The 18,390-nt window shown below is 66.8% G+C and carries 14 protein-coding genes and 2 CRISPR repeat arrays; of the genes, 10 read left to right on the forward strand and 4 right to left on the reverse strand.

What is annotated here, in order from left to right; genetic code table 11:
• Positions 1-2 precede the first annotated feature (2 nt).
• The 7 genes from ACQUQF_RS14440 to ACQUQF_RS14470 all read left to right on the forward strand — a co-directional run bounded on the left by ACQUQF_RS14440 (position 3) and on the right by ACQUQF_RS14470 (position 9,562).
• Positions 3-3,323, forward strand: a complete 3,321-nt coding sequence (locus ACQUQF_RS14440) for an ATP-binding protein (RefSeq protein ID WP_435179801.1) — start codon at positions 3-5, stop codon at positions 3,321-3,323.
• Entirely contained in the window at positions 3,320-4,702 is a 1,383-nt protein-coding gene (locus ACQUQF_RS14445) for a chemotaxis protein CheC (protein ID WP_435179802.1), read from the forward strand. The genes ACQUQF_RS14440 and ACQUQF_RS14445 overlap by 4 nt, the downstream gene beginning before the upstream one ends.
• 243 nt (positions 4,703-4,945) lie before the next feature.
• Complete coding sequence (locus ACQUQF_RS14450; protein ID WP_435179803.1) at positions 4,946-5,485, forward strand: heme NO-binding domain-containing protein; 540 nt, start codon at positions 4,946-4,948, stop codon at positions 5,483-5,485.
• A gap of 195 nt (positions 5,486-5,680) precedes the next feature.
• The gene (locus ACQUQF_RS14455) at positions 5,681-7,648 is read left to right on the forward strand and encodes a methyl-accepting chemotaxis protein (RefSeq protein WP_435179804.1); all 1,968 of its coding nucleotides are present in this window, start codon (positions 5,681-5,683) and stop codon (positions 7,646-7,648) included.
• Positions 7,649-7,651: 3 nt separating this feature from the next.
• A complete protein-coding gene (locus ACQUQF_RS14460) occupies positions 7,652-8,158 on the forward strand; it encodes a chemotaxis protein CheW (RefSeq protein ID WP_435179805.1) in 507 nt (168 codons plus the stop codon).
• On the forward strand, positions 8,155-8,967 hold the full coding sequence (locus ACQUQF_RS14465; protein ID WP_435179806.1) for a chemotaxis protein CheC: 813 nt from the start codon (positions 8,155-8,157) through the stop codon (positions 8,965-8,967). Before ACQUQF_RS14460 ends, ACQUQF_RS14465 begins: the two co-directional genes overlap by 4 nt.
• Before the next feature lie 37 nt (positions 8,968-9,004).
• A complete protein-coding gene (locus tag ACQUQF_RS14470; protein WP_435179807.1) occupies positions 9,005-9,562 on the forward strand; it encodes a chemotaxis protein CheD in 558 nt (185 codons plus the stop codon).
• Positions 9,563-9,696: 134 nt separating this feature from the next.
• Here the strand turns inward: ACQUQF_RS14470 and ACQUQF_RS14475 are convergent, their stop codons facing one another.
• Positions 9,697-9,870, reverse strand: coding sequence for a hypothetical protein (locus ACQUQF_RS14475; RefSeq protein WP_435179808.1), 174 nt, complete (start codon positions 9,868-9,870; stop codon positions 9,697-9,699).
• Positions 9,871-10,146: 276 nt separating this feature from the next.
• On the opposite strand from ACQUQF_RS14475, the gene ACQUQF_RS14480 reads away from it, so the two are divergent.
• Complete coding sequence (locus ACQUQF_RS14480; RefSeq protein ID WP_435179809.1) at positions 10,147-11,496, forward strand: tyrosine-type recombinase/integrase; 1,350 nt, start codon at positions 10,147-10,149, stop codon at positions 11,494-11,496.
• 115 nt (positions 11,497-11,611) lie between these two features.
• Positions 11,612-12,101: a CRISPR direct-repeat array (repeat unit 30 nt; unit sequence CCTTCAACCCCACGAGGGTACGTCTGGAAC).
• Positions 12,102-12,195: 94 nt separating this feature from the next.
• Positions 12,196-13,069: a CRISPR direct-repeat array (repeat unit 30 nt; unit sequence CCTTCAACCCCACGAGGGTACGTCTGGAAC).
• A 101-nt stretch (positions 13,070-13,170) separates the two neighbouring features.
• Here the strand turns inward: ACQUQF_RS14480 and cas2 are convergent.
• The 3 genes from cas2 to cas4 are packed head-to-tail and all read right to left on the reverse strand — an operon-like array spanning position 13,171 to position 14,985.
• On the reverse strand, positions 13,171-13,431 hold the full coding sequence (gene cas2 / locus ACQUQF_RS14485; RefSeq protein ID WP_435179810.1) for a CRISPR-associated endonuclease Cas2: 261 nt from the start codon (positions 13,429-13,431) through the stop codon (positions 13,171-13,173).
• 1 nt (position 13,432) lies between these two features.
• Positions 13,433-14,428 carry a type I-B CRISPR-associated endonuclease Cas1b gene (cas1b, locus tag ACQUQF_RS14490; RefSeq protein WP_435179811.1) on the reverse strand — a complete coding sequence of 332 codons (996 nt, stop codon included), beginning with the start codon at positions 14,426-14,428 and terminating at the stop codon, positions 13,433-13,435.
• A 2-nt stretch (positions 14,429-14,430) separates the two neighbouring features.
• Positions 14,431-14,985: a CRISPR-associated protein Cas4 gene (gene cas4, locus ACQUQF_RS14495; protein WP_435179812.1), complete on the reverse strand. Its 555-nt coding sequence runs from the start codon at positions 14,983-14,985 to the stop codon at positions 14,431-14,433.
• Between the two features lie 356 nt (positions 14,986-15,341).
• Here cas4 and cas6 point away from each other — a divergent pair, with 356 nt between their 5' ends.
• Positions 15,342-16,160 (forward strand): CRISPR-associated endoribonuclease Cas6, encoded by an 819-nt coding sequence (gene cas6, locus ACQUQF_RS14500; RefSeq protein ID WP_435179813.1) that lies wholly within the window; start codon positions 15,342-15,344, stop codon positions 16,158-16,160.
• Positions 16,160-18,340, forward strand: coding sequence for a type I-B CRISPR-associated protein Cas8b/Csh1 (gene cas8b, locus ACQUQF_RS14505; protein ID WP_435179814.1), 2,181 nt, complete (start codon positions 16,160-16,162; stop codon positions 18,338-18,340). Before cas6 ends, cas8b begins: the two co-directional genes overlap by 1 nt.
• Positions 18,341-18,390: the final 50 nt, after the last annotated feature.

An 18,390-nucleotide genomic window follows, 5' to 3' on the forward strand; every position in this document is an offset into this window, starting at 1 on the left:
GGATGGCCCCGACTGACGACGCCTTCTACCGCGAGGCGAAGTCCCAGATCCGCGCGCTGAACGACGGGCTGCTCGCCGCCGAGCGCGACGCCGACGCGGCGGTCGCCGAGCTGTTCCGGGTGGCCCACTCGCTCAAGGGGTCGTGTCGGACCCGCGGGCTCGCCGACGCCGGCGACCTCGCCCACGCGGTCGAGGACGCGCTCGACGCGCTCCGGGGCGGCGAGGTCGCGCCGACGCCGGCCCTGATCGACGAGGCGCTGGCGACCGTCGACCTGCTGGAGGCGACGGTCCGGGCCGACGCGGTCGGCGGCGAGGTGGAGGGCGACGTCGACGCGGCCTGCGCGTCGCTCCGGGCGACCCTCGACGAGGAGCGCGCCCGGACGCCGACCGACGCGGACGGGACGCTCGACGCGCCGGCGGCCGACCCGGACGACGACTGGGACCCCGCCGCGGAGGGGCTGAGCGACGACGTCGTCGCGGCGCTCGAGGAGACCAGCGAGTTCGACGACATCGACGCGCTGCTCGACGGGATGGACGACCCGGACGGCGACGAGGAGCTCGACGGCTGGGGCATGCTCGGCGACGCGGGCGACGGCGGGGCCGGCACCGATGCTGGTCCGCGGGCCGACACCGCGTCCGATGGTGCCTCCGGGAGCGACGACGCCGACCCCGCGGCGGAGCTCGGCCCCGCCGAGACCCCCGACGAGCCGTCGGCGTTCTTCGAGGAGACCAAGCGGCGGGTCGACGACGACCGGGACATCGACGACCTCCAGGCCGACATCGACGCGGTCGAGTTCGGCGAGTTCGACGACGAGGACACCTACACCATCGAGGAGCTGCTGGCGCTCGAACCCGACGAGCGGCCGGGCGAGGACGCCGGGGGCGTCCCGTCCGAGGAGGACGCCGCGGACGGCCCGTTAGATGACGGGACTGTCGCCGCGACCGACTCGGCACCGGACGAATCCCCGGCCGAGGGCGGCGACTCCGCGGATCGACCCCCGGACCTGCTCGGGACCGGCGGCGTCGACCCCGACGCCGCGACCGACTCCGCGGCCGGCGCGCCGACCGACCCGGCGACGGGCGCAACTGCCGACGACATCGGCGACCCGCTGGGCCTGGCCGACGCCGACCCGTCGCCGGAGGACGGCCGGCCCGTCGACGCTGCAGAGTCGGCTGCGGCGTCGGCAGAGGCGGGCGAGGAGTTCGCTCACGGCGACGAGACGGCGACAGAAACGGCCGGTGAACACGGCGACACGACCGCCAGCGACGGAGAGACCGATTCCACTGGCGAGGCCGATGCCGGTGACGGGGCCGACGAGCCGGGGACGTTCGTCTTCGGCGCCGACCCGGCAGACGACGCTTCGGAGGCTGACGCCGACGGCGAGGCGGTCGCGTCCGGGGAACCCGCGTCGCCCTCCGCTGCGGAGGAGGTGTCGGACGCCGACTCCGGAACCGATACGGACGACGGACCCGAGGCCGGCCAGACATCGGCCGACGATACCACGCCGGCGGCGGAGTCGGTTCCGGACGCCGACTCGGTCCCCGACGCGGATTCGGTCCCCGATGCCGACTCGCTCCCGGATTCGGACTCGCTTCCGGACCCGGGTTCGGTGCCGTCGGACGTCGATTCGCTGTCCGACGACGACGCACTGTCGGCCGGCGGTTCGCTGACTGACAGCGCGATGCCGGACGACGACGGGCTTCCGGACGCCGACCGGACGCCCGACGCCGATTCGCTGCCCGACGCTGACTCGCTGCCAGACCCGGACACGATACCCGAGACCGACCTCGGGGTCGACCTCTCCGGCGAGTTCGACGCCGACGTCGGCGGCGGCTCCGACATCGACGACGGCGCCGGGATGGACGTCGCCGTCGACGAGGAGATGGCCGAGTTCGAGTCGCGGTTCGGCGACCTGCTCGGCACCGGGCCGGGGGCCGACGACGCCGGCGACGAGGGCGAGGTCTTCCGGTCGGCGGTGCCGACCATCGAGGAGAGCAGCCTCGACGCCGCGGAGTTCCCCGACCGGAGCGGCGAGCGCCCCGGCGACACCCGGGAGTTCGACCGGCTGCAGGCGACGACCGTCGACGTCGACACCGCCGACCGGCTGCTGAACGTCGCCGAGGAGCTGTCGCTGTCCCACCTCCGGCTCGACGAGGCGGTCGGTCCCGAGACCGACGAGGCGGTCCGCGAGGAGGTGTCGAACCTGCTCCGGATCGTCACCGAGTACCGCCGGACCGTCGTCGACGTCCGCCTGATGGCCCTCGAACGGGCCATCGACGAGATCCCCCGGACCGTCCGTGACGTCGCCCGCTCGCAGGGCAAGGAGGTCGAACTGATCGCCGACGACGCCGAGGTGGAGCTCGACCGCTCGATCGTCGACCGGCTCCGGGACCCGCTGGTCCACCTCGCGCGCAACGCGGTCGACCACGGCATCGAGCCGCCCGAGGAGCGCGAGGCGGCCGGCAAGGCGCCCGAGGGCACCGTCGCCATCTCGGCCGAGCGCGTCGGCGACGAGGTGGTCGTCGAGCTCTCGGACGACGGCCGGGGCGTCGACCCCGAGGCGGTCCGGGACCGCGCGGTCGAGAACGGCGTGCTCACCCGGGCCGAGGCCGCCGAGCTGAGCGACGAGGAGACCTACGACCTGCTGTTCGAGCCGGGGTTCACGACCAGCGACGCGGTGACCGACGTGAGCGGCCGGGGCGTCGGCATGGACGTGGTCCACCGGACGGTCGCCGACCTCAACGGCACCGTGACCGTCGAGAGCGATCCCGGCGTGGGGACCACGGTCCGGCTGACCGTCCCGGTGTCCATCGCGCTGACCGAGGTGCTGTTCGTGGAGGCGGCCGGCCAGACGTTCGGCGTCCCCATGACCGCGGTCGAGCAGATCACCGCCGCGCCGCCGGTCGAGACCGAGGACGGCCGGGAGGTGGTCCGGCGGTCGGACCTCGACCTCGTGGGCGGGCTGCCCGAGGGCGTCGAGGCCGACGACGCCTACCCCCACGTCCGGCTGGCGTCGGCGCTGGGGCTGGACGATGGGGCCGGGCGGGAACGCAGGTCCGAGACCGGACGTGATTCCCGATTCGACCGCGAGATCGACCGGGAGCGCGGGGCCGAGTCGGACCGCGGGAGCGGCGGCGACCAGGTGGTCTGGCTCCGCACCCAGGCCGGCCGGCTCGCGGTCCGGTGCGACCGGACGGTCGCGTCCCAGGAGGTCGTGGTCCGGCCCTACGGCGACCTGCTCCGGGACGTCCCCGGCGTCAGCGGGGCGACCACGCTGGGCGACGGCCGGGCCGTGAACGTGCTGGACGTGGCAACGCTATGAAACTCGACGTCGACACTCTCGGCACGTTCTACGAGATGGCCCGCGAGGGCGCCGGCCTGGCGGCGAGCCGGCTGAGCTCGATGACCGACATCCCGGCGCGGGTCGAGGTCACCCACCTCAACTTCACCCGCGACGAGTCGGTCGCCCGCGAGCTGGCCGACGCCGAGTGGGTCGGCATCCGGGTGGGCCTCTCGGACGCGTTCGGCGGGACCTCGCTGCTGCTGTTCGACCGCGAGAGCGCCGAGACCATCGCCTCGGCGGTGGTCGCCGACGTCCCGACCGTCGAGGAGGGCACCCTCCGGGAGAGCACCGTGACCGAGATCGCCCAGATCATGAACAACGGGTTCGTCGACGGGTGGGCCAACGTGCTCGACGCCAACATCGACGTGTCGGCCCCGACCTACGTGGCGGGCGACGACCCCGACGCGTTCCTCGCCGACGCCGGGCTCGCGCCGGCGGGATCCGGGTCGGGCGGCGAGACCGGACTGCCCGGCGAAGCGGAGCTCTCCGGCGAGGAGTCGGACGGCGGGCCGGCCGCCGCAGCCGGCTCCGCGGGCGGCGACGCGCCGGCCGCGACGCCCGGGACCGACGAGCTCGCGGTGCTGTTCCGGAACAACCTGGAAGCGGTCGGCGAGGAGCTGACGTTCCGCCACTACCTGATCCCGGACGCCGGGACGGTCCGGCGGCTGTTCCGGGCCCGGACCGAGGACCGCGCCATCGAGTTCGAGAAGCTGGTCGGGTTCGACCGCATCGCCCAGCGGGGCGCGACCCAGGTGGCGGCCAACCTGTCCCAGATGACCGACATCGAGATGGACGTCGACATCCGGCGCATCAACTTCATCTCGCTCGACGCCATCCCCAGCGAGGTGTCGACCGAGCGGATGATCGGGGTGGCGTTCAGCTTCGCCGGGATGCCAAGCGGCTACCTCCTGTTCCTGTTCGACGAGGCGTCGGCCCGGCGGCTGGTCAGCCGGAGCGTCGAGGGCCGGACCGCGGGCGAGTTCGGCGAGTTCGAGCGCGACGCCATCCAGGAGCTGTCGAACGTGATGGCCAGCGGGATGCTCGACGGGTGGGCCAACCTGCTCGACACGACCATCGACCACTCGACGCCGGCCTACGCCCACGACATGGGCGCGGCGGTGGTCGACCCCCTCGTCGTGGGGCTCGGGGAGTCCCAGGAGTTCGCGTTCGTCTTCGACACCCGCATCGAGGCGGTCGACACCGAGGTCGACCTCGACATCTACGTCATCCCCGACGAGGAGGACCTCCGGACCGCGCTCGGCGAGTTCGACATGGCCCGCGTGGCCGACACCCGGCCGGAGGCCGACACCGACCTCTCGGGCGAGGAGATGGACCTCGACTACTGGGACTCGCTCTGAGCCGCGCCGCTCTCGTTCCCCCGACCGTGACGCCCTGTACCGCCCGCCTCCGCTAACTTTCGGTCCGAACTGCGTTCTATCCGAACGGCCAGAACAGTTATACTATCGGTCCGACTCCGATTGAAACATGTACGAGCGTCGGAGGGTCCGGACCCCGGTCGCGGCCCGCCGGACCGAGCGAGGTGTCGTCGGGCGGGAACGAGCGGGTTCCGCGCCCCGACCCGTCGGGCGGGAGTGGTAGCCGTGCACGGCATCGTCCTCAAGGGACTGAAGGACTTCGTGACCGCCGAGTACGACGCCGATGCCTGGCGGACCGTCCGGGACCGGGCGGGGCTGGCCGGGACGGTGTACGTCCCGGTGACCGAGTACGACGACGCCGACGCGATGGCGCTGGTCGAGGCGGCGTCGGCCGTCACCGGCGAGGCGGTGCCCGACCTGCTCGACGCCTTCGGGCGGTTCCTCGTGCCGCCGCTGGTCGAGACCTACGGCGTCCACGTCGACGAGGACTGGACCGGCCTCGACCTGGTCGCCAACGTCGAGGCGTACATCCACGAGGCGCTGCGCGGCAAGCAGCTCTCGACCTACATGCCGCCCGAGCTCGCCGCCGAGCGGGTCGGCGACGACGAGGTGGTCGTGACCTACGCCTCCGACCGCGAGCTCTGCCCGCTGGCGGTCGGCCTGCTCCGGGGCGTCGGCGACTACTACGGCGAACCGCTCGCGGTCGACGAGCGGACGTGCATGCGCGACGGCGACGAGGCGTGCGAACTGGTCGTCCGGCGGTGACGGTCGCCGTCGGTCGATGACGGTCGCGCACCGGTGACGGTCGCACTCCTCCGACCGGCCGGCGCGACGGCCCCACGGTCGCGGCGGTTCTACAGACATGTATCTCTATTTGATTTTTGTATCCCGTCGAGTTTCCATAACTCTCCGGTCATGTTACGTGAAGATTTATTACGGCGTACTGACTGTGTTCGCCCAATGGCTAACGTTGTGCGAGCGGTCGTCCCCGGCTTCGTCAGGCGCCGCTACCCGCTGAAGGTGGCACTGGCGATGACGGCGGTCGGCGCTCTCGCGGCCGGCGGTGTGTACGCGACCGGTCAGTTCGACCGAACTGTCGTCGGAGCGACGCTCGGCGGCGCCCTCCTCGCGGGGGCCGTCGCCACGACCGTCTCCTGGCGGGCGAGCCGGTCGCTCGACCGGCTCGTGGCGAGCGCCGAGCGCCGCGCCGAGGGCGAGGAGCCGTCGTTCGACTCGGCCCGAGTCGACTGCGTGGGCCGGGTCGCGGACACGATGGCCGACACCCACGAGACGCTGCTGGAGGAGCACCGGGCGCGGCTGGAGGCCGAGGACCTCCACGCCCACGTCGAACAGACCGCCGAGGCGTACGGTCGGGTCATGCGGCGGTGCGCCGACGGCGACCTCGGCGAGCGCGTCGAGCCCAGCTCCGAGAGCGAGGCGATGAACCGGGTCGCGACCGAGTTCAACGCGATGCTCGACGAGTTCGAGGCCACCGTCGAGGACCTCACCCGGTTCGCCAACGAGGTGGCCACCTACAGCCACGAGGTCACGCTGAGCACCGAGGAGGTCAGCGAGGGCAGCGGCCGGGTCGTCGACGCGCTGCGGGAGATCGCGGTCGACGCCGAGGCCCAGACCGGCGACCTCCGGGCGGCCGCCGACCGGATGGACCGGCTCTCGACCGCGGTCCAGGAGGTCGTGGACTCGACCGACGACGTGGCGACCATCGCCGAGCGGACCGCCGAGACCGGCCGCGAGGGCCGGGCGGCCGCCACCGACGCGGTCGAGGGGATGAACGAGATCGAGACCGAGTCCGAGGAGACCGTCGAGGCCATCGAGAGCCTCGAGTCGGAGGTCCAGCAGGTCGACGAGCTCATCGACTTCATCTCCGAGATCGCAGAACAGACCAACATGCTCGCGCTGAACGCCCACATCGAGGCGTCCCGGGCCGGCGAGCAGGGCGCCGGCTTCGCGGCGGTCGCCAACGAGATCAAGGAACTGGCCGAGCGCACCAAGGAGGCGGCCGGCGACATCGAGGGCCGGCTCACCCGCATCCAGGCCCACACCGACCGGACGGTCGACGAGGTCCGGGACACCAGCGACCGCATCTCCCAGCAGACCGACTCGGTCGAGAACGCCGCGGAGGCGCTGGCCGACATCGCGGGCTACGCCCAGCGGACCAGCGCGGGCGTCAAGGAGATCTCGGACGCGACCCAGCAGCAGGCCGACTCGACCGAGGAGGCCCTCCAGATGGTCGAGGAGGCCGCCGCGGTCAGCGAGGCCATCACGGCCGAGGCCGGCAGCGTGGCGACCGCCGCCGAGTCCCAGACGACGGCGCTCTCGCAGGTCTCGGACAGCGCGAGCGACCTGGCCATGCAGGCGACCCAGCTCAGCAACGCGCTGGACTCGTTCGACACCGCCGACGCCATCGCCGACCGCGTCGACAACGGAGTGGACCGCGACGATCCGGACGGCGACTCCGCCGATTCCGACGGATCGGACGTCGAGAGCGACGCCGACGGTTCGACCGGCGACACCAGTGAGGAGGCAGTCCCCGACGACGCCGACGAAACTGCCGACGCCGCCGACCCGCTGCCCCCGGAGGACCGCGACACCGAGCCGGTGCCGGTCTCGACGACCGACGACGAGGCCGACGCCGTCGGCGATGCGGACGTCGCGGATGCGGGGACTGACGCGGACATCGCGGATGCGGAGACCGACGCGGAAATTGCGGATGCCGAGACCGACGCGGAGGTCGGCGCCGCCGACGCCGACACCGAAGTCGCAGATGCCGACGCCGACCCGGACGACCCGGCCGGCGATGCCGACGCGGAGAGCAGTGCCGCCGGGGACGTCGACGACCCGCTGGCCGAACGGACCGAGCCCGACGGCGGCGAGCCGACCGACCGCGGCGACGACGGGGAGGCCTGACGGATGAGCGGCGAGCTATCGCGGGCGCCGGCGCCGGCGGCGACGGGCGACCGACGCGAGTGGGTCGAGGTCGTCCGCTTCGGGCTGGCCGGCGAGGACTACGGCCTCGAACTCGGTCGCGTCGAGCGCATCCTCGACGCCCCGGCGGTGACGCCGGTGCCCCACACCGGACCCGCCATCGCGGGCGTCGTCAACCTCGGCGGCCGGATCCCGGTCGTGGCCGACGGACGGGCGCTGCTCGACCACCCGGCGCGGGCGCCCGACGACGACGCGACCCTGCTGCTGCTCGACCGGGGCGACGCCCGGCCGACCGGGCTGCTCGTCGACGAGGTGGCGGGCATCGAGGCCCACCACGTCGGCAGCATCGAGACGCCGGCGGCCGCCGACTGGGAGCCGCCGGCGAACCGCCGGTGGTTCCGGGCGGTCGCGACCGACCCGGACCGCGCGGACGACCCGCTCGGGGTGCTCGACCTCGACGCGCTCGTCGACGGAGCGAGGGCCCAGGCATGACGCCGGGACCCGACCCGGACGGCCGGGCGCGCGGGGCGAGCGCGGAATCGGACGAGGAGGGCCGCGACCGCGGCCGCAAGGCCGGCGGCGACGAGCGGGCGGGACCCGACGCGCGGGATACGCGAGAGGAGGCCGCCGGCGCGTCCTCCGACCGCGGGACGGACGCCGGTTCGACGCCGGATTCCGGAGACGCCGACGCCGAGCAGACGATTCCGCTGAAGACGCTGGCGGTGCTCAACTGGCTGGGCGACCGGGGCGTCACCGGGGTCGAGGCCCGGCTCAACGACGTGCTCGACGACGAGCTGACGGCGACGACCGAGCAGGTCAAGGTCGGCTACGCCGAGCAGCGGACGGTCCCGGGCCAGTTCGTCGCGGCCGACCGCGCCGGCGCCCGGGTCCTGCTGAGCGAGCCGCTCGTCGGGAACGTGCTGGTCGTGTTCCCGATGGCGAGCGCGAACAAGGCGGCCGCGCTGATGCTCCGCCGGGCGGTCGAGGACCTCTCGTCGGTGTCGACCGAGATGGGCCGGGACGCGCTGACCGAGCTCTGCAACATGATGGCAAACGGGTTCGTCGACGAGTGGGCGACGCTGTTCGACACGACCATCGACACCGGCTCGCCCGTGGCGGTCCAGGACCCCGAGCGGACCCTGGTCGCGCGCATCCTCAAGCAGTACGGCGTCGGGCTGTTCATCCGGTCGCGGCTGCACATCCCGGAGCACGACGTGAACGCGACAATCTACGTGTTCCCCGGCCGGCAGGAGTTCGTCACCAAGCTCTCGGGGGTCGGACTGGAGGTCATCGACTCGTGACGGGACCTGACCGGCGGACGCCGGAGGTGACCGGGTGATGGAGACCTACGAGACAGACCTCTCGGAGCCCGACCGCGAGCGCCGGCTCGTCGGCGTCTCGGAGTACGAGGTGGTCGCCGACGGCGCGACGCTCGTGGCCTACGGCCTCGGGGCCTGCGTGGGGCTGGCGGTGTACGACCCCGAGCACGCGGTCGGCGGGCTGGCCCACGCGATGCTCCCCCGGCGGGCCGAGGGCGACGGCACCGCCGACGGCAAGTACGTCGACGCCGCGGTCGAGCGACTCCTCCGGGACGCGGTGGCGGCGGGCGCGAGCTACGCCGGGCTGGAGGGGTACGTCGTCGGCGGGAGCGACCTGCTCGACCTCCGGGAGCTGCCCCGCGAGGTCAGCGACGACAACGTCGCGACGGCCCGCGAGGCGTTCGCCGACCTCGACGTGCCGATCGCGGCGGAGGACGTCGGCGGCGGCCGGGGCCGGACCGTCGAGTTCGACACCGGAACGGGGCGCATCGCAGTCCGGACCGCCTACGACCCCGAGCCCCTGGTGCTCCGGGACGGCGAGGCCGGGAGCGACGTCGGCGCGACCGGCAGCGACTGACGGACTGAAACCGACGATTCCGAAATAGCGACGCCAAGGAACGAAGAATCGCTGGTTAGAACGCGGTCGGGGTTCGTAGGGTCAGAGCGCGTGCCCGCGCCGACCCGGGATTCGCTCTGCTGCCGCTTCTCGCATCAGTCCTCGTACGGATCTCTGAAGGAGGTGCAGCCGCAGTCCGGACACGCGTCTCGGACCGAGGTGAGCGCCCCGTCGACCGGCTTCCCCGGGCCGAAGGCGCCGCACCCCTCGCACATCACCTGCAGTAGTCCTCTCCCCGCACCCGTCGTCGCTCGATGTCCCCCGCTCATCGTCTCTACCGGCGTTTCTCACCACCCCACGAAAAAGCTACGCCCTCGCTGCTCACCCTCTTTAAGACGGCCGCGTCCGGAGCGTCGCGGCGGCGACCGCCGGGTCAGTCCTGTCGGGCGGCGCCGGCAGACGTCGCCTTGTCCGCGAACTTCTCGCGGACCTTCCGGACCTTGGGCTCGGCCTGGATCGAGCAGTACTGGTCGTTGGGGTTCTTCTCGTAGTAATAAGGTATAACTCACCAAAATACTCAACAAGGTTCCGTCTATGAGTAGTGTATGGCGCGAAGTTATCCGAAACAGTATGCGGACGCCAGAGAGCGAATTCGGGACCACAAAGACGGGTTCACGGACTCCCAGACAGGGGTCGAAATCGAAGGCTATTGTGACCCCAGCGACGCCGAGCGTATCCTCAAGATGGCCAACGCTTACGAGGCGGACAATCTAGTCGTCGACACGCCGGAGGGACAGGAGACTAAGTCGGTCACTACGCTGAAGAACTACATCACCGGGCTGAAGAAAATAGTTCCGCACGTCGAGCTGACCGATACGACCACAACCGAACTCAACACGCTCATGCAGGCGTTTTACGACGGTGATGCCAGGAACGTCAAAGACGACGGGCTCTCGAAAGGGACGGTACGTATCTACCAGAACGCTCTGCGGCAGTTCTACTACGTGTTCGACGACGCGGGCATCGACCCGGAGGAGGTCACCCTGTTCAAGCCGGAAAACAAGAGCGTCGATCCCGCCGATATGCTCACCCGCGACGAAATTCAGGCGATACGTGACGCGGCCAACTGCACCCGCGATTTGGCGCTCTTCGATTTTCTCATCTACACCGGCCAGCGGAACACCGCGACTCGGACGCTCCGTATCAAGGACTTGGACCTGGCGAACGACCGCTTCCGACTGAACGAATCGGCAACGGGGCTGAAAGACGCAGAACGGAACGGGAAGTGGCGCGACCTACTCCTCTCCTCCGCGACGGTCAAACAGTACCTTAACACCGAACACCCCGCGCCCGACGATCCGGACGCCTACGTGTTCGTAGGCCGTCCGAAGTACGGCGGTCCTGACCCTTACACGATGCTTGACCCGACCACCATCGGGGCAATTGTTGGGCGGATGGCAGAGCGAGCTACGGAAGAGGTCGCGTCAATCAGCGGAAAGCCAACCCATCCGCATGCTCTTCGGCATAACTTTGTGACTATCGCCCTTCGCCGGGGGATGGACGAGTCCGCTATCAAACACCAGATTGGCCACAAGCCGGATAGCACTGTGATGGAGTCTACGTATAGCCACCTCAAAGACAGCGACCACATTCGGGAGGCACGGGAGGCCTTCGACCTCGAAACCGAAGAAATAGAAAGTGAACTTACGCCGGAGGTGTGCCCCCGTTGCGGTGAGAACCCGCCCGAAAACGCTCGTATCTGTCACATCTGCGGGCTGGAGTTCACCCCCGACGCCAAGGAGTACGCCCAAGACGCGAACGACATGATTCGAGAGTCTTACCGCGAGGTAGATGCCGAAGACATGGACCAGCTTGAAAAGGTTCAGTTGTTAGACGATATTCTAGACGACCCGGAGGTAAAAGAGATTATGCTGGGACGAATGGAGGACGAATAACAGGGCACGTTCGGTCGATCTCGGCGCGGGCGTCGTCGAGATCAAAGACGTTTCAACCACACGAGCGTACGCCTGAATCTTCGGAACTACATACGCTCCGGGAGGAACTCCGGATGCTTCAACCCCACACGGGTACGTCTGGAACCGAGGACGTCCCAGTCGCGCTCCCACATGTTCTGGCCCCTTCAACCCCACGAGGGTACGTCTGGAACTTGCTCGCTCAGGCTCTCGACAACGATATGCCGGGCCCTTCAACCCCACGAGGGTACGTCTGGAACGCGTTGACCTTGTCGTAAAGCCATTCCCCGACCGCCCTTCAACCTCACGAGGGTACGTCTGGAACACGTCCATCGCCCAGCCGATGAAGTCGCGGTCGACCCTTCAACCCCACGAGGGTACGTCTGGAACGAACTTGGGGGGAAGGCCAAGCAGCCCCTTGACGGCCCTTCAACCCCACGAGGGTACGTCTGGAACCTCCTGATCCGTGTCGTCGAGCACGAACAACTGATCCTTCAACCCCACGAGGGTACGTCTGGAACGTCGAGTCGAGGGTGACGTTCGTCCCCTCCGAGCTCCTTCAACCCCACGAGGGTACGTCTGGAACCTGGGCGCCGGTAGCCGTCTTTCTCGTCCTGCTGCTCCTTCAACCCCACGAGGGTTGGAACTCTCGATCGAGACCGCCGACGGTGAGCTCGTCCCCCTTCAACCCCACGAGGGTACGTCTGGAACGCGACGCCGTCGTACCCCTCGGGCGGCCGGAGGTCCCTTCAACCCCACGAGGGTACGTCTGGAGCGCTGACGAAGTCGGGGATGGTTGCCGCCATTGACTCCTTCAACCCCACGAGGGTACGTCTGGAACCGCTCGCGGTGGACGATCCCGCGAACTACTCGCGCCTTCAACCCCACGAGGGTACGTCTGGAACCGTCAGCGCCTCGACCTGCTTGTCGAGCGAACTCCTTCAACCCCACGAGGGTACGTCTGGAACGTTCGCCCGCGTCTTCGGCGACAACGACGACCAGGTCCTTCAACCCCACGAGGGTACGTCTGGAACGTCGCCGGTATCGGTGGTTGACCCGTCGTCCGGGTCCCTTCAACCCCACGAGGGTACGTCTGGAACGGTGCCGGAGTCGCGGACGATTCCCTTGGTTTTCGACCTTCAACCCCACGAGGGTACGTCTGGAACGATGTTGAAATCACCAGCCGACGACACACTCGTCACCCTTCAACCCCACGAGGGTACGTCTGGAACGCGAAGGAAGCCACTGAGGAGCGCCTGGAGCAGGGCCTTCAACCCCACGAGGGTACGTCTGGAACGAGGAAGCGTGGGGTTAGTCAGGCGGGTCCAGGCCCCTTCAACCCCACGAGGGTACGTCTGGAACCTGGGTATCGGCGTCGATATTCACTGGGATGTCCTTCAACCCCACGAGGGTACGTCTGGAACACGAACCCGACCACCGCCTTGATGACGATGTTGCCCCTTCAACCCCACGAGGGTACGTCTGGAACGGCGTCGAGCAGCTGCTCGTGCGCGCTCTTCTTCACCCTTCAACCCCACGAGGGTACGTCTGGAACCATGCCGGATTCCCCGGTCATACGTCCGATCGTGGCCGAACCCACATCAAGATTTCCGTCGACCTTCAATTCACCCCAGCAACCCGGTGGGTCGACGGAGACTAAGTAAATCGACTGCCGGGGTCGTCGGTGTCCCCGAACGTCGTGTAATCGACGATCGCCGAAGAACCGGCTTCGAATACGATGACTGAGTCGTCGGAACCGAGTTCTGCCTTGATCTCGTTCTTCATGCTGGTTACTTGTCCCTCGGTGAGTTCGCCGTAGAACACCGACTGCTGGAGGTGTTCGAGTCGTCGGCGAAGGAGTTTCCGGTAAATACGCGTCCGTTCTGCGGGAACGTCGTACACCACGATGACAATCATCTTACCACCACCGTTCCGTCGGACGATACGTTTCACCGGTAAGTATGTGCTTCTTTAGGCTATACACGTCGGTACGGACGAGCGTCTTGTAGCTCACATTTCGTTTGAGACGAGGATGCTCGACTGTACGGTCGAGCGTCTCCTCGTAGGCTTCTAATACCGTCAGACGCCCATCTTCGGACAGCAGACAACCATCGAGTTCACTCTCGAAGTCGTCGATGCCGATTTGCTGCCGATTGACGAGTCGGAAGAGCACTCTGTCGGCGAGAATGGGTTTGAAGATGTCCGCGACGTCGAGCGAGAGCGTGAAGCGGCGCTCGCCGGGTTCGTGGACGTACCCGATGGTCGGGTCGAGTGCCGTCTTCCGAATCGCCGAGACGCAGGTCGTGTAGACCATCGAGTTAAGAAACGAAATCAGAGCGTTCGCCTCGTTCGTCGGCGGGTTGTACTCTCGCTTCGTCAACTCGAACGGGTCCCGGAGGATCCGGTCGAAACAGCGGTAGTAGACTTTCCGTGCTGTCGCCTCGAGACCACGGAGTTCGTCCACGTCCGTCGTCTCCTCCACCCGTTCTTTTTGTGCTTCGAGGCGCTCCACCGAACTACTGAAATCCTTCTTCCGTCCGTCGTAATACTGAACGTTCGCTCGCATGTTGTGAATACTGGCGGCAATGATGTCGTGAGCGATATCTAGCCGCCGCTCGCGGTCGTCGTAGGCGCGGACCTGCTCGACGACTGTATTACCGGAAACCTGTTTTCGCTTGGGAAAGTACGAGCCTCGATAGTAGTCTTTCCAACCAAAGACGTGAACCGGAACTCCGTGTTCGTTAAGGAGACCGAGCGCTCGCGTGTTGAAGTCGATCTGGCCGTGTAAGTACAGAGTGTCGATGCTCTCGACGGGGAGATGCTTCGTCTCTCCGTCGAGTGTGTCGATTCGGAGCGTCCCTTCGTTCCGAGACAGTTCACCGTCGGCGAACATGTGGTGGTTGTTCTTCGGCATAGTCACACCCAGCAGATGTTTTGATAGAGACAGGCATCGCAGTACGGCTTCTTTTCTAGCGCTGGCGGTGCGTCGCGTTCGACCACTTTGATAATTCCCCGGACGGTGTCTTCGACTTCTGCCCGGGCCTCTTCGTCTAGTTCGACGTCCTCGCGCTTCCGCTCTTTCGGATACGCGAGGACGCCGTCTTTCTCGATGTCGAGTACCTCGTCGAGATACCAGAGATAGTAGAGCAGTTGCATCCGGGCCGGATTCTCCAGCGCCGAAGATACTTTTACCTCCATCACGTCGCCGGAGTCGAGCAAGTCGAGTTGAATCCGGCCGTTTATCCGGTACGACCGCCTCCGGCTGTCGTAGCTGTTTTCGTCGACGTAATTCCCTCGCTGAATGTTGGTCGTCTCGCGGTCGATGTCCAAGCCACGAGACATAAACCAAAGCTCCCGCTTACAGACGTGGTAGTACTGAACCATCAGACCCGTTATCCTGACGCGCGGTTCGCGGTGAGGATTGCGTTCGGCCGCTAAATAGCAGTCTATATCATCATTACTTTCACTCATACATGCTGATCTTAATACATAGGAGTGGAATAAAAGTTCTTTGAAACATAGACAATAAAATGACACCCTATAAAACGACCGGCCAAAAGGACGTTCTCATCGATTCAAGGATTCAATCTAACGAGGTTGTATCTAGAACCGGCGATAGGTGTAATACTATGCTCGCCTGGGAGAACGTTGGAAATCCGCGAACGTTTGTATGAAAACTGGTACCAGAACCCTGGGAAGTGACGTGACGTTCCGACTTTACTCGGAGAACAAATTGTCGTGTAAACAGAAGATTAATCTACTCCCTCTTCAGAGCATGTTATGCATGACATGGCTGAGTTGAGACAATATCCACCGAGGTGGCGAAAATGCGGTTGTTAATCCGCCTGCGTGCCGATGCTGACGCGGTCTACGACAACTCGCACTTCCACGAGTTGCGCGGGCGCCTCTGGAAGGGGCTTCGCGGCACGGAGTACGACGAGCTTCACGACGCCGATCAACCCATCGGCCTTTCTTTCTCGAACATCTTCCCGTGGGGTGACATCGAAGAGGGTGACGAGCGAACTGTCCTCGTCGCCGCGACCGACCAAGACGTCCTGCGAGCTATCGCCGAAAGCATCATCACCGACCGGGAGTTCAACGTCGGCGAGATGCCGTTCCGCGTCGAGGAGGTAACGACCGTTGCTCCGGATGTCGGTGAACCCGGAACGCGCGGTACCCTCGAAACGGGTACCGGCGTCCTCGTCCGTATCCCGCCGTGGCAGGCCGACGAATACGGAATCGAGAACGACGGCGACGAGGCGATATTCTGGCAACCCGAGCACTCGTTGCGGCCGTTCAAGACACAGCTCGAGAACAACCTCGACAAGAAACACGAGTTGTTCTGTGACGATCACCTTCCTGGTCCGAGCGAGCGAGACGGTGACCTCTTCGACGAGTACGACCTTATCAAGACCTTCGCCGTCCCAGTGGAGGTCACGCAGGGCGTCGAGATGACCTACGTCCTGAGCAAGTGGCGGTTCGGCTATCGGGTCCGCGACGACCACCATCGCCGCCACCTGAACCTCGCGCTCGACGCAGGTATCGGCGAGCGGAACGCGCTCGGACTTGGCTTTCTGAACGTCCAGAAAGAGTCCAAACGGCCGCCGGGCGCATCACCGGGTGTGGCGACAGACGGAGGTCACTAATGTCCGGTCTCCATGCCGAGGCGTTAGACGAGTACCTCCCGGAGGGACCGATTTCGTCGCTTCGCCGTATCGAATTACTGTACGGTGCGATAACAGAAGCGGCCGCAGGGGAAATTGACAGCGAATTTGACCTCTACTACACGCCGGGCGAGTTGGACGGATTCGTCGCCGAGGCCGACGAGGACCGGTACCTTGTCACCGTCAAGGTAGACCTGACCGGTGACGACCCGATGCTCGACGGTGTCACCGTCGAACCGCTCCAGCCGAGCATGGTCGAGAAACTCGGCTACGCACGCTACCCGTGGGGACGCGGTATCGACCACAGCATCACGGAGCGCGGTGCAAAAGGCGGTTCATCGCTCGACACTGTGGTCCGGTACTGCCGTGAGCGGCTCCAACGCTGGACGAACGCCGACGAGCGAGAGCCGGCGGTCGGCCGCGTGGTCGACGATCACTCGGACGGATGGGTCATCCGTGACCTCCAGACGCTCGGGTTGCACGACGACATCGAGGACGAACTCGAAGGACACCTCGACGCTAATTTCCCGAGCGACGACTCGCCCCGGGTCGTGACGACGGTCGCCGTCAGGCTCGACCCCAGTTCACTCGAGGAGCCACCCGAAGGACCGCCAGATGACGACTACTACTACCCCGGCCAACTCCCGGTTCTGAACGAGGCAATGGTCTCGCGGAAGCTTCACAAGCTTGCCACGAAGAACGTCCCGTCGCCCTCGAAAGGCGAGGGGACGTGTATGGTGACCGGCGAGCAGGACGAGGTGTTCGGCACGGCCGAGGACCCACTTGCCTTCTTCACCGTCCAGCACGCCGAGAAGTTCCCGAGACTCGAAAAGGTGGAGGCGTGGCGTTCCCACCCGGTGTCCTCGCAAGCCGCGCTGTTGCTCCAATCGGGCGCGTCACTGGTCGAGGACTGCAGTCAGACCCGCGACGGCCTTCGGGTCTACACGCTCCCCTACGTGGTCGATTGCGACCCCGAGAAGGCCGGGTGGCTCTACGACGCCATCGAAGACGCCGACGCGACGACTATCGCCGGCGTCCAGCGGGAGTCAGAGCGTCGCAACCCCGAGTTCGCCGAGGAGCTTCGGTTCTACGTCATCGGCGTCCGGAACGACAGCGGAGACATCAACGTCCTCTACGAGGTGCCGAACGTGGACATCTACTGGCCGCGAAGGGTGGCGAAGAAGCACCTCGAAGTGCTGAATAGCAGCACGTTCGACTCGGTCGCGGGCTTCCGACGGCCCGAGGCCGACGCCTGGCGGCACATCGACCGGGGCGTGAGGAAGCCCGAAACCGTGATTCCGGCCATTACTGGCGGGAGTTACGCCCGGGATACGCTAGCCTACCCCGAGGCCGACGATCCGACGACCGCCGATCCCCGCGAGTGGCTGATTTCGGCGTTGCTGACGGGTGAGCGTGTCCCTGCGGACAAACTGCTCTCCCAGTACGTTGAGCGGATCGGCAGCGACACCGACACCAGCGAGGGCACCTTCTCGACGTATCTGGTGCTGACGCAGTTTGCCCAACTCGAAGCGCTCGCTCGCGCAGACCTGCTCTACGCACCGGACCGACCTGAACTCGAAGCGACACCACGAACCACGATGGACCAGACGAACGACCCACTCGAACCGGACGAATCGCTCCCGGACCCGACCGATCTCGCGCCGGACGGGAACGTGAAGAACTACCACGCTCGAAAGTACCGACTTGAACGGTTCCTCGAAGAGCGTGACGCCTTCTCGGACGACCGTAAGAGCGCCGACGAACGTCGCGGCGCGTTCCTCTTCGGCGTCTTCGTCGGTCAGTTGGCCAACCACCAGTCGTACGAGCGCGACATGAACCGGACGGTCCGCGACCAACATCCCGCCGACCGGATGACTTCCGACCGAATTCAGCGTACGTACAGCGACGTCACACAACGATCGGGGGTCTACGCCAGCGAAGTCGGCCGGTCCGGCCAGCTTTTCCCGGAGACCGAAAACTTGCTGAAGGACGCCTTCGCCGACGTGGAACCGAAGGATTGGAACCTCCCGGTTGAGGACGTACGGTTCTTCTACGCACTCGGCCTCGCCTACGGCGCCGACGCCTACAGTCAGGCGAGACAGCTACAGAAGGACCTCGGCGTCCTCAACGAAGACGACGCCGAGGAACCGGCCGACAAATGACCGACTCGAACGCGACGCTCGACAGCTACGACGAATCGACCGACAACCCC

Origin of the sequence: Halorussus sp. AFM4 (assembly GCF_051194995.1) — an archaeon.
Taxonomy (GTDB): domain Archaea; phylum Halobacteriota; class Halobacteria; order Halobacteriales; family Haladaptataceae; genus Halorussus.

Excerpts from the sequence above, each read along its gene's own strand:
- cas1b (WP_435179811.1), bottom strand. The coding sequence starts at position 14,428 with ATGCCGAAGAACAACCACCACATGTTCGCCGACGGTGAACTGTCTCGG.
- cas2 (WP_435179810.1), bottom strand. The coding sequence starts at position 13,431 with ATGATTGTCATCGTGGTGTACGACGTTCCCGCAGAACGGACGCGTATT.
- cas8b (WP_435179814.1), top strand. The coding sequence starts at position 16,160 with ATGTCCGGTCTCCATGCCGAGGCGTTAGACGAGTACCTCCCGGAGGGA.
- ACQUQF_RS14440 (WP_435179801.1), top strand. The coding sequence starts at position 3 with ATGGCCCCGACTGACGACGCCTTCTACCGCGAGGCGAAGTCCCAGATC.
- ACQUQF_RS14465 (WP_435179806.1), top strand. The coding sequence starts at position 8,155 with ATGACGCCGGGACCCGACCCGGACGGCCGGGCGCGCGGGGCGAGCGCG.
- cas4 (WP_435179812.1), bottom strand. The coding sequence starts at position 14,985 with ATGAGTGAAAGTAATGATGATATAGACTGCTATTTAGCGGCCGAACGC.
- ACQUQF_RS14475 (WP_435179808.1), bottom strand. The coding sequence starts at position 9,870 with ATGAGCGGGGGACATCGAGCGACGACGGGTGCGGGGAGAGGACTACTG.
- ACQUQF_RS14480 (WP_435179809.1), top strand. The coding sequence starts at position 10,147 with ATGGCGCGAAGTTATCCGAAACAGTATGCGGACGCCAGAGAGCGAATT.
- ACQUQF_RS14470 (WP_435179807.1), top strand. The coding sequence starts at position 9,005 with ATGGAGACCTACGAGACAGACCTCTCGGAGCCCGACCGCGAGCGCCGG.
- ACQUQF_RS14455 (WP_435179804.1), top strand. The coding sequence starts at position 5,681 with ATGGCTAACGTTGTGCGAGCGGTCGTCCCCGGCTTCGTCAGGCGCCGC.
- cas6 (WP_435179813.1), top strand. The coding sequence starts at position 15,342 with ATGCGGTTGTTAATCCGCCTGCGTGCCGATGCTGACGCGGTCTACGAC.
- ACQUQF_RS14460 (WP_435179805.1), top strand. The coding sequence starts at position 7,652 with ATGAGCGGCGAGCTATCGCGGGCGCCGGCGCCGGCGGCGACGGGCGAC.
- ACQUQF_RS14445 (WP_435179802.1), top strand. The coding sequence starts at position 3,320 with ATGAAACTCGACGTCGACACTCTCGGCACGTTCTACGAGATGGCCCGC.